We start from the raw sequence: 15267 nt of genomic DNA, 5'->3' as shown, positions 1-15267 counted from the left end.
CCCCACCTTAACTAATTTTTTTATCGGTTATTTTATCATGCGGTTGCGGAATCGCTGTTCCTTCTAAAACTCTTTCAATATCTTTCTTTAAACCGAACCAATTTTTATTTGTATGACCTGCAACCCACCACTCATCATTGACGCGTTGTATCCAAATACGGCGATGGTTCCAATACATACCTTGAATCACACCAACCATAAATATAAATCCACCAATACCAAGAATCCAAAGCGTTAAATCTTTTCTTACAGTAAGTGCTGTTGCATTTTGCATTTCCACACCTGCAAATGACATTTTATATTTATTGTTTCCATCCGGTTCTATATTTTGCCGAATACCAACAAAGCTCACTTCACCATCTGGTGTTTCCGGGGTAAACATTTTAAAGACGAATGCAGGATTGTTTGGTAATTTTGTCTTCGTATTCGGCTTTCCATTCTCATCAAAATAAAAATCAGGAAAATAGCTTAATAGTTCTAGAGAATACCCGTTTCCTAGATCATATTTTTCTGTAGGATTCGCTAAATTCACTTTAATCGGTCCCCACTTTTGATTATTTGCTTTATTTTGCAAATGGAAGGACATACTTTTAAATTCACTTTCCTTATAATCCACTTGATAAACAGCAAATTGATCAAACTTCAGTGGCTCATTCACCCGAATTTCAGCTTCTTTTACCTTTTCTAATTTTGGTTTTTGACCTGCTATAGTTTCTCCTACTGCTTTATATAATACGGCATTCGTTTGGAAGTTTTTCGCAATCATTTTATCACCAATACGATCAATCGCATCATCAAAAACTTCTTTGTCCTTACTCTTATCATAAACTTCCTTTATAAACTTTTCGTTTTTCAAATAGTATTGACCATCAGTTCCTGGTATTTCTTTCGTTTCACCATCGCGTAACCAAAGTGCTTCGTCTACATACATACTCGGTAAAAAACGTAGCATTGCACCAAATAGAAAAATAATAAGACCGATATGATTTACATATGGACCCCAGCGAGAAAAACGTCCCTTTTCCGCTAAAACGTTCCCGTCTTCCACTTTCACATTATAATTTCTTTTCTTTAAATTAATTTGAACTCGTTCTAAGTCACCCTCTTGTGGCGAACCAGTCCCGTACACTCTCTGTCTCTTTAAAAAGCTTGGGTGTCTTTTCACCCCTTGTTTTTTTAATGCTTTATAAAGAGGAATTACACGGTCTAAGCTACATATAACGAGTGAAATGCCAATGGAAGCAATTAAAATCATGTACCACCATGATCCATATAAATTATTAAACCCTAATTGATAGTATAATTGCCCTAAAAATCCGTACTCTTTCTCATAATATTCAGCCGGTGCGATTCCTGGAGTTATGTACATTTCTTGCGGAAAAATAGTTCCTATTGCCGATGCAGCTAAAGTTATTACGATTAACCATACCCCTACTTTTACAGAAGAGAAAAAACTCCAAATTTTATCGATTATCGTTTTCGTATGTGTGAGAGATCTCCGGGCACTCCCCTCATATCTCATATCCAATAAATTCACATTTTCATTGCTTTCAAATGGTTTCCCACAAGCTTCACAAAAAACGGTTCCTATCGGATTAACATGTCCACATTCACACTTAATTTCTTTCAACACTCTCACCACCCCAGTATCTATATGTACTATTGTATATTCTACCTTTAAGTTACCGCAATACTCAGAATTCTTAAAACGAAGGTGCTATACACCAAGCACCTCTTATGTAAAGGCTTTCTTTATTATGGAGTAATTTTCTTCAAATAGGCTTCCAGTTGTTCCTTCGTTTGCTCACCTATAATTTGCTCAACAACCTTGCCTTCTTTATCAATTAAAAAGGTTGTTGGTAATGGTCCCACTCCATATGTACCTATGATTTTTTGCCCTTTATCAATTGCAACCGGGAATTTCAAACCATATTGGTTCACAAAATTTTTCACTGCGATATCCGTTTCATCTGCATCTAACGCGATAATTTCAACGCCTTTTTCTTTATACTTTGGGTATAACTCATTCATGTACGGCATTTCTTTTTCACAAGGCTTACACCAAGTTCCCCAAAAATTTAAAAATACACCTTTTCCCTTTAAATCTTTCAGTTCAATTTTCTTTCCTTCTAAATCAGTCACGACAAAGTTAGGCGCTTCTTTCCCAATTTGCATTTTCTCTTTATCAGCAAAAAAACCTTGATACAGTGTAAATCCTACAGCACCGCTTAAAATGAGCAGAATGATAACACGAAATAATAGGCGATTTTTTTTCATATTCTCTCTCCTCTCTTCGATGAATATATGTATTCTTTTGTTACAAATGTTTTATTGAATAAATCACCAGCGGAGCATTCCACTGGTGAAAGTTTCAATCTATAGCTTATCGTGGTTTTGTAGTCGCCAATGCACGTAATTGCTTCACCTCATGCGGTGTCAATTCTCTTGCATCACCAGGTCGCAAACTACCTACTTCTAAAAAGGCATAACGTTCACGTTTTAATTTCATGACTTTACAATCTAACGCTTCAAACATACGACGTACTTGACGGTTACGTCCTTCATGAATCGTTAATTGTACAATCGCCATCTCTTTACGCTTGTCCCAAGAAATAATTTTCACTTGTGCTGGTGCTGTTTTCCCGTCTTCCAGCGCAACACCTCGTTCTAACATGCGAATTTTCTCACCTGTTAATGGCCCTTTAACTTTCGCAACATACGTTTTTTCAACTTTATATCTCGGATGCATTAATACATTTGCAAAGTCCCCATCGTTTGTCATCAATAATACGCCAGACGTATCATAATCTAAGCGTCCGATTGGGAATAAACGTTGTCTAATTTCAGGGAAAAAGTCTGTTACAACATTTCTTCCTTTATCATCTGATACACTTGAAATTACCCCAGTTGGTTTATATAGTAAAAAATAAACAGGTTCTTCTTTTTCAAGAGGGATGTTATTTACTTCTACTTTATCTTGAGGAGTTACTTTTGTTCCTAACTCCTTCACTATTTTTCCGTTAACTTTCACTTTTCCTTGCTGAATTAATTCCTCAGCCTTCCTTCTCGATGCAATACCTGCTTGCGCAATCACTTTTTGTAATCGTTCCATTTCTTTTTTTCACCTCAAATTTATCTTACCTTCATTAGAAAGACTTGGCAACCACCTAAGCTTTACGCCATTTGCTTCGCCTTGCCTTAACAACATAGCGATGATAATAAACGTATAAAGGCCAATACACGTTTTCACCCTTTATTATTGTTTACACTTTTTCATATTGCTCACAATAAAAGTTCATCATTTTGTCAAAAATACCGCATAAAAAAACCACTATTAAGCTACACCTTAATAGTGGTCGTATACGTATTATAAGCGAAGTAGCGTAAAAAATGAATACCATTAATGAAACAATAAAGAAACAAACACAATTGAGCAAATAATCCCGATTAAATCTGCAAACAGTCCTACTTTTAGTGCATCTCCCATTTTTCTAATACCAACAGCCCCAAAGTATACCGTTAAAATATAAAAAGTCGTATCTGTGCTACCTTGCATCGTAGAAGCTAATCTCCCAATAAACGAGTCTGGTCCATATGTAGCGATCAAATCGGTCGTTATACTTAAACCAGCAGAGCCCGAAATCGGACGTATAAGTGCCAGTGGGACGATTTCTGCTGGTACATGAATAAAATCTAACATCGGCTTCATTACCGATATCATTGCATCTAAAGCACCTGATGCCCGGAAAATAGAAATAGATACAAGCATTCCAACCATAAACGGCAAAATTGAAACTGCAATTTGAATCCCTTCTTTTCCTCCCTCAACGAACGATTCATACGTTGGAACTTTTTTTATCGTACCATATAAAAGGATAAAACCGATTACACAAGGGATTACCCATAATGAAATTGTATTTACAATGCTCATTTTTTCCGCCCCTTTCTACTCCTTCTCCGGTAAAAATAGCGGTCAATCCAAATTGCCCCGATCATCGATAACACTTGTGCAATGAATGTTACGCCAACGATTTCTGTAGGGTTTGCTGATTCATAAGTCATTCGAATTGAAATTACAGTGGTCGGAATTAATGTAATTGCTGATGTATTTAAGGCTAGGAACGTCACCATAGAACGACTTGCAGAATCCTTCCCACCGTTTAACTCTTTGAGTTGCTCCATTGCTTTAATGCCCAGAGGTGTTGCTGCATTTCCTAATCCAAAAAAGTTTGCCATCATATTTGATAAAATGAATCCCATTGACGGATGATCCTTCGGTATTTCTGGAAACAATCTTTTGACTATCGGCATAAAAAGTGAAACTAACTTTTTTAACAATCCCGCTTCTTCTGCAATTTTCATTAAACCGAGCCAAAATACTAAAACACTAATAAGTCCAATACATATCGTAACCGCATCTTTTGACCCTTCAAAAACGGCTTTATTCACCTCTTCCATCGTTCCATTTATCATGGCATATACAATCCCTATAACTGCCATCGCTACCCAAACGAGATTAACCATCTGTACCAACACCTATCATGTAAGAAAAGATTTCTTTTACATTATTCCAATACATTCCCGTCGTAGCTACTAACTTCCGCTTACTATAAAACAAATTACGTTCTCCAACTTTCTCATTACCAACAAAAATTTCCGTTTTCCCAATTTTCACTCCATCCGAAGGTTTTACACTTTTATCAAGTTCAACTTTTAATAACACATTCTTCCTTTCCTCTTCAGTTAAAGGTACGGAAAAACTATTTTTCGTGTAAACATGATTGGCATACTTCTTTTCATTTATTTCGGCAAGTGCTCCTTGCCCTAAAACTTTTGTTTGCTTATAGCGTTCAAAGCCTTTATCAAACAGGTTCATATGATCGTTCCAATCGCTAGAAGCACTCAAAGTTACCACAATTAAATCCAGCCCATCTTTTGAAGCTGTCGTGACAAGCGTCCGCCCCGCTTTTTTTGTAAAACCTGTTTTCCCCCCTGTTGCAAATTCATAATAAGATGTCACGAGTTTATGTTTATTTTTCCACGGATAATCCCAAGAATCTGATTTATATGTTTTTGTTCCAAAGATTTTCTTAAAAGTCTCGTTCCCCATGGCATATTTCGTTAATAATGCCATATCATACGCTGACGAATAATGCGATCCATCCCCATCCAAGCCATGTGGGTTTGAGAAGTGAGTATCTTTCATTCCGATTTCTTTCGCCTTTTCATTCATTAAATATACGAACCCGTCTATACTCCCTCCAACATTTTCAGCAATTACTTGCGCTGCATCATTACCAGATCTGAGCATTAATCCGTAAACTAAATCTTCTAACTTTACTTTTTGTCCAGGTTTTAAATAAATGGCCGACCCTTCTACCCGTACCGCTTCATTACTAACCGATACCAATTCTTTCATTTTTCCTGATTCAGCAGCTAACAATGCTGTCATGATTTTTGTTATACTAGCAATTTTTTGTGGCTCATGTTCTAATTTTCCATACAGTACACGGCCAGAATGCTGTTCCATTAATACTGCGTTACGAGCACTGACACTACTGTTCATCTCTGCATATGTAGGAATCGGCACGACGCTTGCGTACATTATAATTAGCGTAATGATTATACAAATTCGTCTCATATTTCCCCCCACGTCCTTTTGGCACTTTTTGTACAAGTGTATGCTTGGCCTTTTAAAATATGAACGAAATCTCCCTTCCAATTCCAATAAAAAAGACGCATGAGATATGCGTCTAATACGGTGTCCATTCAATTTGTTTTGCACTTTCAAATCTCTTTTCTACATCGGACCAATTTACAACATTCCACCAGTTTTTAATATATTCATCTTTTCGATTTTGATATTGTAAATAATACGCATGTTCCCAAACATCAAGTACAAGGAGTGGTATCGTATCCCATTGTGTAAATAATTGATGAAGCGTGCTCTGTAAAATTTCTAACCTTCCTGAGCGGGGTACCCATACAAGAATTGCCCACCCTGAACCTTCCACTTTAGAAGCTGCTTCTGTAAAATGTTTTTGAAAACGTAAAAAGCTTCCAAAGTCTTGCTCAATCTGTTGTGAAAGAGCACCTCTTGGGCTTCCACCACCATCTTTTTTCATATTGCCCCAAAATATTGTGTGTAAATAATGACCTGATCCATGAAAAGCAGCTTCTCTTTCCCAATGCTTTATTAGATCAAATTTATTTGTTTTTCTCGCTTCTTCCATCATCTTCTCCGCTTTATTTAAACCTTCCACATAACTACGATGATGTTTGTCATGGTGTAACATCATAATTTCTCGTGAAATATACGGTTCCAACGCATTATACGGATAAGGTAATGGCGGGAGTGTATGCCCACCAATCGGAACAGCCCGTTCACTATCCCCTCTTTCATATAATTCATATTCCTCCTCTTCCTGCATAAACACTTCCTGTAAATGGTGCTGAATATGTTCTACATCATCACTTATTTCATACATAAATTCGGCATCTGTATCGTATTCGTGCTCTTTCATACGTTCTAATAACGTTTGAATTTTATAAGCAAGCATATGGACATCATACACTTCCATTGCGCGGCTATCTAATACGTGAAGAACACTTTCACACCAGCTTTCTACTTCATGAAAGTAATCTGTAAATACACCTTGCTGACTCATGTCACACCTCCTTGATGCTATCCACTTTAACTATATTCAATTAAAACCCCTTATATAACTGGACAAAAAGAAAAGAAGCTAAGTGACTTTAGCTCCTTTTCCTTGACCTTAATTAGTATTTGTGTAACATCTTCGTTTGGTAATCTGTCTCATAATATTCTAGTTCTTCACGCATCGCCTGAAACTTGCCTTCTAAGTCCTTCATCACTTGTTCTATGGATGCAGGGGGTGTTTGCTGAAAAACAATAGAATTTTTCCCTGTATAAGCAGAACGACTATTTTCATACCAATGATCATTCTTTGGTGAAAAAAACTCTGCAATTACTTGATGATAAATCTTATACAAAACTTTTTCAGCTGCGGTCTTTCGAAATGGCTGGCTATTCAACAAAACAAAACATGCATCAAGCCCTTCTTCACAAAAAACAAGAAGTCTTCTTATTGATGCTAATAATCCTTTATAATATCGTTCGTTTCCCGCTGGTGTCTCCTCCACTAAAGAAGGTAACGTATGATAGTTCACATAATTAGTTATCAAGGAAATTACATCTTCTAAAAATATAGAAACTTGTTCTGTTTGATTTTCAACCATCGAATTAGACATTTCTTCTCTCTCCTTTGCCATTCTACGCTATTTCTACTCTTTTATTTTTATGTAATTCAGCCAATATTTCTTGTACTTTCCCCACTGTTTCCTCGTCAAAATATCTTTGAAAGTCTGTTACCTCATTGAGATACAAACGCTTTTGTACACGAAGCTCTTTATTTTTCACTAAACAAGCGATGGCTACAATATCTCGTAAATATACGTCTTGTTCTTCTACTTTATAAACTGGATTTCCTTCAAACGGAGTAATTTCTTGTAAAACTTCTTCAAAATATCGAACATATAAGACAGAAAAGGTTTTTTCTTGATCATTTAGTATATATGTCACTTCAGATCTATTAAAAAAATCTTCTGATGTATTAGGTTTTGCTTTCTCTAATTCATATCCTGCATAACCTATTATAATCATCTACTTTCCCTCTTTTCCTTCTTTTGCTTTATCTCGCTATTTGAGCAGTAAGACTCCTACCTCAAAATTCGGCTACTACGAGGAAGTTAGGTGGGAGTCCAACTGCCCGTAAAAGCCCGATTGGTGTGGACTAATAATCAGTAGGGGATGAACAAAACCAACACTGATTAAAGTTCCACTTTATTCTAACTCAATTTTCTGATAAACGGAATATTCTTTTAAATATAACCTATATAAAAAATAGCTTTCATATACAGGAAATTACCTTTTTATTTTTCTTGAAGTTTGTCATAATAATATTATTGTCTCAGTTTTCTTACACAAGGAGAGTTGTATTTATGTCGTTTTCATGGAAACGTTTCTTACAGATTGGGAAAATCGTCTTCCCATTTGTTGTCTTAACAATTGTATTCTTTCAGGCTAAAAAAGAATTAGCAGGTATTTCTTTTTTAGAAGCGATCCAAACAATTAAAAACATTCCAACTGGAGGAGTCTTTTTAGCAATTACACTCGGTGCATTTGCCGTATCAACAATGTTCTTTTATGACTTTGTTATGCTTCGTTACCTAAAAGCAGATATACCTGTACAAAAGATTTTCCGCATCTCATGGATTGCTAACACTTTAAATGGATTTATCGGTTTTGGCGGTCTTGTTGGAGCTGGTGTACGTACAATGCTATATCGTCCGCATATAAAAGAGAATGGGAAACTTATTAAAAGCATTGCATGGATGACAACTGCATTTATTAACGGATTAGCTATTCTTTCATTCCTCGGTCTCATCGGAATATTAGATACAAGGTTTATTCTGCACGAAAAACCGTGGTTATGGCCTGTTCTTATCTTCTTTGCTCTTTTCGTTCCTATATATATTGGGTTTTCTAAAATTAAAAATAGAAAAACAAAACAGACAGAAGGACAAGAGGATGAAGAAGAAGAGAAAAATCCAACTGTTTTATATTCATTAGTTTCATTAGTCGAGTGGGTATCTGCTGGCATCGTTATGTATGTCATATTAATATTGTTTGGAATTGATATCGACTTTCAAAAGTTTTTAGGTGTTTATGTAATTGCGGCTTTAGCCGGTGTCGTAAGTCTTGTGCCTGGTGGCCTTGGATCGTTCGATCTTGTCTTCTTAACTGGACTAGGACAATATGGCATTGATACAGGCGTATTACTACCTGCTATGTTGTTGTATCGCCTTGTCTATTACATATTACCATTCTGCCTTGGTCTCATTTTTGCAGCCTTTGAAATGACAGGAGCAGCCATTAAAAAGATTGAAGATAAACCATTTATTGCACCTGCTTTAGAAACAACTGGTGTGATTTGGACTTTACAACGTGATTTTTTAGGGAAATTAGGTTCATGGGCATCCGCCGCTTTAACAGCATTTGCTGGCTTAATGGTTATTTTATCAACTATTCTACCAACAAGCATAAATCGAGCTCACGCCTTACATATTTTAGCTCCAAAGCATCTTATTCAATTTTCTTTTAGCTTGTCATTAACATTTGGTATTCTCCTCCTTATTCTTTCGCGAGGAATATATTATGGAACAAAGCGTTCTTATTATATGACGATTGTTTCTTTAATTGGAGCAGCAATCTTTAATACCCTAAAAGGAATTGATATTGAAGAAACCTTTATTTTATTAATCGTACTTGCTGTATTATATATGCTTCGCAAAAGATTTGTACGCGAGAAAATGGAAGTCTCTCTTTCTGATATCGTAAAAGTTTTTCTATTCTTATTGCTAACGTTATATTTATATAAAAACCTAGGTATTTTATTTGCAGGTGCAAAAGAAGCGTTCAAACCTGATTTTGTCGTTCGGAATATTACACAAGTTCAACGAAGCGCATTAGCAGCTGCATTCTTCGTTCCCACCTTTTTACTTATAGGCTCACTAATTGCCAATCGTTACCGTAGTGAATTTCCCGGGCAACCGGCCAATGATAAAAGGTTACAAAACTTTTTAGATGAACATGGTGGAAATGTACTTAGTCATTTAGGTTTTTTAGGAGATAAGCAGTTCTTCTTTAGTAGTGACGGGAAAGCACTTCTTCTCTTTTCAATCACTGGAAAACGTCTTGTTGTACTAGGCGATCCAATTGGTGATTCATCCTCCTACCGTACTGTGTTGCAAGAGTTTTTAGCTGAAGCAGATCGATTTGGATATATTTGCGTATTCTATCAAATCGAAAGTAAATGGATGAGTTTGTATCACGATTTCGGTTATAACTTCTTTAAACTTGGTGAGGAAGCTGTCGTTGATTTAAATACGTTTACTATAACCGGAAAAAAACGTGCGGGTATGCGAGCTACTTTCAACCGTTTTGAACGAGAAGGTTATACATTCTCTATTCATCAGCCACCATTCTCAGACGAATTATACGAAGAATTAAAAAAAGTGTCTGATGCTTGGCTCGACGGAAAAAAAGAGAAAGGTTTTTCACTTGGGTACTTCGATCGTGAGTATATTAGTCGTGCTCCTATTGCCACATTATCTGACGCAGAAGGGAAAATTGTTGCCTTTACAACCTTTATGCCAGTATATCAAAGCGGAATATTATCTGTTGATTTAATGCGTTATTATCCAGATGCTCCTAGTGGTATTATGGATGCAATCTTCATCCACTTATTCCACTGGGCAAAAGAAAATGAATACCATTCCTTTAATATCGGTATGGCACCACTCTCAAATGTTGGTTTATCAACGCAATCATTCTGGTCTGAACGAGTTGCCGCAGCAATCTTTAATAATGTCCGTTATACGTATAGTTTCAGTGGATTACGACATTTTAAAGAAAAATATAAGCCAGCATGGAGCGGAAAATATTTAGCATTTCGAAAGAATCATTCTTTACCAATTACTATGCTCTCTGTAACAAAATTAATAGGAAAACGAAAAAACAGCTAAATACTTAGCTGTTTTTTCGTTTTTGAACTTGTACAGTAAACTCCTTTTCATACTTCTTACCATTTATATAGAAATTTCCCCACATTTTATATGTTCCTTCTTCTGGAAATGTAATACGATATTGTAATTGCTCATCCGTATCAACAGGAATGGCATATAAAAAATGTTCCCTCGTTTCATCAACGATATATAGAGAGTCGACTTCTCCTCTTCCTGAATTTAATTTTAGCTTTTCTCCTTTTTTTGCTTGAAACTGAAATGTTAATGTTACTGCCTCATTCGGATGCAATGCACCAAATAAGAGAGAAACTTGGTACTCTCCTATTTTTTTTGTAAGTACAGTATCGATTGGAAGTTTCTTTTTATTGTTGTCCTTACTCTTATCCTTTTTTCCTTCTCCAAAATCTTGCTTAGAAAATGATTCCATAGACTTATTTTCGTCTTCATACAAAAATATTGTGTACCCTTCACCTTTCGCTACTTCTGAAGATAGCTTATATGATCCATTCCCAGCAAAGGTAGGCTTCATTTGTTGTATATTTTTCAACTGTTCATCCACAATAACTGCTCGAATTTGATCATTCACACCACGAACTTCATTATTCTTTTTATTTAGCAATTGAAACGAAATGTCGACTTTTTCATTTCCCTTTTTATTTTCCACATCCCATTTTACTTCCTGAACATCTCCTGTCGTTTCTACTGTTTCTTGATATTTTTTTATGTAAAATCCTCCTGCCACAATAAGTACTAATGCGATAAGCCCAATGACAAGATTTTTCAAAACATCACCTACCATTTTTAAAGTCTCTTTCCATACAAAACTTCTTATTATATATTCTAGATTATGATTTATGAAATCCTTCTATTTTGTACATATTACAAATAATAAAAAGATTTTAATTGACAGGATTCGTAGTGTATAATGCAAATGATATTGATTTCTATCAATACATAATAAGGAGGACTTTTCATGAGTGTACATATTGAAGCAAAACAAGGCGAAATTGCTGAATCTATTCTATTACCTGGTGATCCATTACGTGCAAAATATATCGCTGAAACATTTTTAGAGGACGTTACTTGCTATAACAACGTGCGTGGCATGTTAGGTTTCACTGGAACTTATAAAGGAAAGCGTGTATCTGTTCAAGGTACAGGTATGGGTGTTCCTTCTATTTCTATTTATGTAAACGAATTAATCCAAAGCTACGGAGTAAAAAATTTAATCCGCGTTGGAACTTGTGGTGCAATTCAAAAAGATGTGAAAGTACGTGACGTTATTATCGCAATGACAGCTTGTACAGATTCTAATATGAACCGCTTAACATTCCCAGGATTTGATTTTGCACCAGCTGCAAACTTCGATCTTTTAAAAAAAGCTTATGATGCTGGAACAGAAAAAGGCTTACACGTTCGTGTTGGTAACGTTTTAACAGCAGACGTATTTTACCGTGAAAGCATGGAGATGGTTAAAAAGTTGGGAGAATACGGTGTATTAGCAGTAGAGATGGAAACGACTGCTCTTTACACATTAGCAGCTAAATATGGTGTAAATGCATTATCTGTATTAACAGTAAGCGACCATATCTTCACTGGTGAAGAAACAACATCTGAAGAGCGTCAAACTACATTTAACGAAATGATTGAAATCGCTTTAGATGCAGCAATTCAGCAATAGTATATTAAAGAACTTGTCATACGTCTGGCGAGTTCTTTTTTATGTTAGGGAAACTTCGATAGTCACTATACCTCCTACTTTATGTGACTTTCTATAAAAAACTACTTTAGAAAGAGACAGATTTCCCCCTCTACTTTTTTGTAACGTTTGTTATAATTAAGAAATCATTTATATTACAGTATTTTCATACGAGGTGAAACAGTGAAAAACAGAAGCATCGTTTTTAAACTATTTTTATTAACATCAACATTATTTACAATCATATTTCTCCTTTTTTTCCTTGGACAATCTCTATTTTTAGAGAAGTTTTATATCAATAAAAAAGTAAAAACGGTTCAAACCGCTTTTGAAAAGTTCGTAGATAATTATGAAAAAAGCGGCAAAACTTTTGAAGAAATTAGAAAGCTAAAACAAGAATTCCATGATAAAACAAATGCTGACATCCAATTTTTAGATTCTGATGGAATTATAAAAAGTGAAAAAAATTACTACATTGATTTTATTAATACGCAAGATAATAGAACCTATTCCATCCCGCTCAATAATATTTTAACACCTGAAGAATATAACAAATTCGAAAATTTGGGCTTAAGAGAAAATCAACTGATTGAAGTAAGTGGTATCCTACGAGGTAATACAATCACACCACTACAGCTGGTAGTTAATTATAATAAATGGCAAAACTCAAACTTTAATGCAGATTTCCAATCAATTAGTGGTAATCCATCTCAAAATAAACTTACAAACAGGTCTAAACCTACGTATAATGTCCAGTTTACTGGCGTGATTTCTAAATTACATCTTCCTTCCAAAGCTGAGGTTCGTCTTGCAAATGATTTTGAAACATTACAAGCTGTTCAATATTTTGCATGGACTATTAGACAAGGCACTACTAATTCAAATCAATTAAACACGTATATATTAGATAGTGGGGAGAATATACAAAATAGTGTCTTCGTAAAACCAATTATAGAAGATAAAGAAATTAAAGAGTACGCTTTTGCAATCGCCTCTTTACAACCCGTTAATGAAGCAATGCTTGTTTTAAAAGATTATTACGTCTATGCCTTAATTATCGTATTTCTCGTTATTATTTTGTTATCCTTTTACTACTCAAAAATCATTGTTAAACCATTAATTAAGATAAATCGTGTCACAAAAAAAATGGCTAACTTTGATTTTAGCGAGAAATTACCTGTTGCAGCAGACGACGAAATTGGTGGATTATCAAGTAGTATTAATACACTTTCTGTAAACTTAAAAGACCGAATTGATCGATTAAATGTTGCAAATACAAAATTACAACAAGATATTGAACGCGAACGCCAATTGGAAAAAACGAGAAAAGAATTCATTTCTGGTGTGTCTCATGAATTAAAAACACCACTCAGTGTTATTCGTAGCTTCGCTGAAGGTATTAAAGATGGCGTAAGTAAAGATACGACATATTACACAGATGTTATTTTGGAAGAAACAGAAAATATGAATAGGCTTATTGTAGAAATGTTAGAATTAGCAAAACTAGAATCAGGTACGTACAAACTAGACATGTCGACGTTCTCGATCGGCGAATTAATTCAACAAGTCTATGCAAAATTATCATTTAGCATGGAGGAAAAACATTTGCAAGTGGACGTCCATGCCGACGCTTCTCTATTTGTTAAAGCGAATCGTAGTCGTATTGAGCAGGTAGTTGTGAACTTACTTAGTAATGCAATTCGATATACTCCAGATGGAGAAAAAATACACGTCTCTGTTGTAGAAACGGAAGATAAAGTGAAAATTGAAATCGAAAACACAGGTAATCCTATTCCAGAAGAAAGCCTTGAAAAGATTTGGGATCGCTTCTACCGTTTAGACGCTTCTCGTAGCCGTCATACTGGAGGTACCGGCCTTGGGTTATCTATTGTAAAAAACATTTTAGATCTCCATCACGCCGAATACGGTGTGTATAATACTACTAATAGCGTTGTATTTTATTTTAATTTACAAAAAGTAAAAGAAGTCAAATAATTTGTCTTAATTTCACTAGGAGTTCACATGAAATTCACACTCTCCCTTTATAGTAAGAAACAAGTTAATCCTTTCCTTTACACACATAAAAGAGGAGAGTGCGTGAAATGAAACAAGCAGGACAACCTATTCAAAACGAAAAACAATTAGAAACTATCAAAAATATACTTTTACAATCTTCGAAACGTGATGGCTTATTATTCGTATTAGCTGTAAATTCTGGCTTAAAAGTAAGTGAAATCTTACAATTAAAAGTCAGTGATGTAATCGATGAAAATGAAAATGTTCGCCATTCCATTTTATTTTACAATGAAAAAGTAAAAAAACATAAATGGTTTGCTGTAAATGAAGACTTACAGCACGCAATCGAAGACTACATGAAAGAACGTAAAACTTGGAAACGCAATGAACCATTATTAAAGTCTCAAAAAGGAACAAAGTCTATTACGAGACAACATGCATGGTACATTTTAAACAAAGCTGCAAAAGAAGTTGGATTAGAAGGGATTAGCTCACATACACTTCGAAAAACTTGGGGCTATTGTGCATATAAATCAGGTGTTGATATTGCATTTTTACAACACTTCTTTGATCACAGTACTCCATCAAAAACTTTAAAGTATATCGGTATTGCTTAATAACTCTTATACATAAAAAAGGTTACCATTTATAAATTTGGTAACCTTTTTTATGTTTCATATTCTCTTTTCTTGTCTCTCCTATACTGTAGTGGTACTCTAATAGTAAGGGGGAGAAATTATGAACACATTAACAATTGAATTACCGAAAGAAACGGCTGAAAAACTTGATTTATTAAAGAAAGCTTATCAAAAGAAAACAGGTGCTACAATTTCTGAAAGCACTCTTGTTCAAACACTTATCTCAAAGGAATTTATCCAAGCGATAACGCCTTTTGATTTACAACAATTCGTCAATGGAAAAGAACAGCATTAATCGCTGTTCTT

At 35.0% G+C, this 15267-nt stretch carries 15 protein-coding genes; 5 read left to right on the top strand and 10 right to left on the bottom strand.

The window, feature by feature from the left end:
* Positions 1 to 7: 7 nt before the first annotated feature.
* The 9 genes from resB to MR109_RS08480 all read right to left on the bottom strand — a co-directional run bounded on the left by resB (position 8) and on the right by MR109_RS08480 (position 7684).
* On the bottom strand, positions 8 to 1633 hold the full coding sequence (gene resB / locus MR109_RS08520; protein WP_025147257.1) for a cytochrome c biogenesis protein ResB: 1626 nt from the start codon (positions 1631 to 1633) through the stop codon (positions 8 to 10).
* A gap of 122 nt (positions 1634 to 1755) precedes the next feature.
* Positions 1756 to 2277 carry a thiol-disulfide oxidoreductase ResA gene (gene resA / locus MR109_RS08515; protein WP_002171120.1) on the bottom strand — a complete coding sequence of 174 codons (522 nt, stop codon included), beginning with the start codon at positions 2275 to 2277 and terminating at the stop codon, positions 1756 to 1758.
* A 106-nt stretch (positions 2278 to 2383) separates the two neighbouring features.
* A complete protein-coding gene (gene rluB / locus MR109_RS08510) occupies positions 2384 to 3112 on the bottom strand; it encodes a 23S rRNA pseudouridine(2605) synthase RluB (protein ID WP_002171119.1) in 729 nt (242 codons plus the stop codon).
* A gap of 288 nt (positions 3113 to 3400) precedes the next feature.
* The gene (gene spmB, locus MR109_RS08505) at positions 3401 to 3931 is read right to left on the bottom strand and encodes a spore maturation protein SpmB (protein WP_002171118.1); all 531 of its coding nucleotides are present in this window, start codon (positions 3929 to 3931) and stop codon (positions 3401 to 3403) included.
* Positions 3928 to 4524: a spore maturation protein SpmA gene (gene spmA, locus MR109_RS08500; RefSeq protein WP_002117584.1), complete on the bottom strand. Its 597-nt coding sequence runs from the start codon at positions 4522 to 4524 to the stop codon at positions 3928 to 3930. Before spmA ends, spmB begins: the two co-directional genes overlap by 4 nt.
* Complete coding sequence (locus tag MR109_RS08495; RefSeq protein ID WP_071721181.1) at positions 4517 to 5641, bottom strand: D-alanyl-D-alanine carboxypeptidase family protein; 1125 nt, start codon at positions 5639 to 5641, stop codon at positions 4517 to 4519. The genes spmA and MR109_RS08495 overlap by 8 nt, the downstream gene beginning before the upstream one ends.
* A gap of 112 nt (positions 5642 to 5753) precedes the next feature.
* A complete protein-coding gene (locus tag MR109_RS08490; RefSeq protein ID WP_002171116.1) occupies positions 5754 to 6668 on the bottom strand; it encodes a superoxide dismutase in 915 nt (304 codons plus the stop codon).
* A gap of 112 nt (positions 6669 to 6780) precedes the next feature.
* The gene (locus MR109_RS08485) at positions 6781 to 7272 is read right to left on the bottom strand and encodes a YpuI family protein (protein ID WP_002171115.1); all 492 of its coding nucleotides are present in this window, start codon (positions 7270 to 7272) and stop codon (positions 6781 to 6783) included.
* A 22-nt stretch (positions 7273 to 7294) separates the two neighbouring features.
* On the bottom strand, positions 7295 to 7684 hold the full coding sequence (locus MR109_RS08480; protein WP_025147261.1) for a hypothetical protein: 390 nt from the start codon (positions 7682 to 7684) through the stop codon (positions 7295 to 7297).
* 338 nt (positions 7685 to 8022) lie between these two features.
* Between MR109_RS08480 and mprF the strand changes: the two genes are divergently transcribed.
* A complete protein-coding gene (gene mprF, locus MR109_RS08475) occupies positions 8023 to 10608 on the top strand; it encodes a bifunctional lysylphosphatidylglycerol flippase/synthetase MprF (protein WP_098472954.1) in 2586 nt (861 codons plus the stop codon).
* A gap of 4 nt (positions 10609 to 10612) precedes the next feature.
* On the opposite strand, the gene MR109_RS08470 is transcribed toward mprF, so the two are convergent.
* Positions 10613 to 11407 carry a hypothetical protein gene (locus tag MR109_RS08470; RefSeq protein WP_048370479.1) on the bottom strand — a complete coding sequence of 265 codons (795 nt, stop codon included), beginning with the start codon at positions 11405 to 11407 and terminating at the stop codon, positions 10613 to 10615.
* Positions 11408 to 11581: 174 nt separating this feature from the next.
* On the opposite strand from MR109_RS08470, the gene deoD reads away from it, so the two are divergent.
* From deoD to MR109_RS08450, 4 genes are all read left to right on the top strand, one after another.
* A complete protein-coding gene (deoD, locus tag MR109_RS08465; protein ID WP_002171111.1) occupies positions 11582 to 12289 on the top strand; it encodes a purine-nucleoside phosphorylase in 708 nt (235 codons plus the stop codon).
* Between the two features lie 201 nt (positions 12290 to 12490).
* Positions 12491 to 14302, top strand: a complete 1812-nt coding sequence (locus MR109_RS08460) for a sensor histidine kinase (RefSeq protein WP_071721184.1) — start codon at positions 12491 to 12493, stop codon at positions 14300 to 14302.
* Between the two features lie 107 nt (positions 14303 to 14409).
* Positions 14410 to 14940, top strand: coding sequence for a tyrosine-type recombinase/integrase (locus MR109_RS08455; protein ID WP_000806236.1), 531 nt, complete (start codon positions 14410 to 14412; stop codon positions 14938 to 14940).
* A gap of 121 nt (positions 14941 to 15061) precedes the next feature.
* Complete coding sequence (locus MR109_RS08450; RefSeq protein WP_002171109.1) at positions 15062 to 15256, top strand: DUF3924 domain-containing protein; 195 nt, start codon at positions 15062 to 15064, stop codon at positions 15254 to 15256.
* Positions 15257 to 15267 lie beyond the last annotated feature (11 nt).

The organism is Bacillus cereus group sp. BfR-BA-01310 (genome assembly GCF_022664325.1).
GTDB lineage: Bacteria > Bacillota > Bacilli > Bacillales > Bacillaceae_G > Bacillus_A > Bacillus_A paramycoides.
The sequence above is the reverse complement of the archived record's forward strand: the minus strand, read 5'-3'. Positions and strand labels throughout refer to the sequence as shown.

What these genes read in the sequence shown, in the direction of transcription:
- resA (WP_002171120.1), bottom strand. Translation starts at nt 2,277, where the DNA reads ATGAAAAAAAATCGCCTATTATTTCGTGTTATCATTCTGCTCATTTTA.
- rluB (WP_002171119.1), bottom strand. Translation starts at nt 3,112, where the DNA reads ATGGAACGATTACAAAAAGTGATTGCGCAAGCAGGTATTGCATCGAGA.
- spmB (WP_002171118.1), bottom strand. Translation starts at nt 3,931, where the DNA reads ATGAGCATTGTAAATACAATTTCATTATGGGTAATCCCTTGTGTAATC.
- spmA (WP_002117584.1), bottom strand. Translation starts at nt 4,524, where the DNA reads ATGGTTAATCTCGTTTGGGTAGCGATGGCAGTTATAGGGATTGTATAT.
- MR109_RS08495 (WP_071721181.1), bottom strand. Translation starts at nt 5,641, where the DNA reads ATGAGACGAATTTGTATAATCATTACGCTAATTATAATGTACGCAAGC.
- MR109_RS08490 (WP_002171116.1), bottom strand. Translation starts at nt 6,668, where the DNA reads ATGAGTCAGCAAGGTGTATTTACAGATTACTTTCATGAAGTAGAAAGC.
- MR109_RS08485 (WP_002171115.1), bottom strand. Translation starts at nt 7,272, where the DNA reads ATGTCTAATTCGATGGTTGAAAATCAAACAGAACAAGTTTCTATATTT.
- MR109_RS08480 (WP_025147261.1), bottom strand. Translation starts at nt 7,684, where the DNA reads ATGATTATAATAGGTTATGCAGGATATGAATTAGAGAAAGCAAAACCT.
- mprF (WP_098472954.1), top strand. Translation starts at nt 8,023, where the DNA reads ATGTCGTTTTCATGGAAACGTTTCTTACAGATTGGGAAAATCGTCTTC.
- MR109_RS08470 (WP_048370479.1), bottom strand. Translation starts at nt 11,407, where the DNA reads ATGGTAGGTGATGTTTTGAAAAATCTTGTCATTGGGCTTATCGCATTA.
- deoD (WP_002171111.1), top strand. Translation starts at nt 11,582, where the DNA reads ATGAGTGTACATATTGAAGCAAAACAAGGCGAAATTGCTGAATCTATT.
- MR109_RS08455 (WP_000806236.1), top strand. Translation starts at nt 14,410, where the DNA reads ATGAAACAAGCAGGACAACCTATTCAAAACGAAAAACAATTAGAAACT.
- MR109_RS08450 (WP_002171109.1), top strand. Translation starts at nt 15,062, where the DNA reads ATGAACACATTAACAATTGAATTACCGAAAGAAACGGCTGAAAAACTT.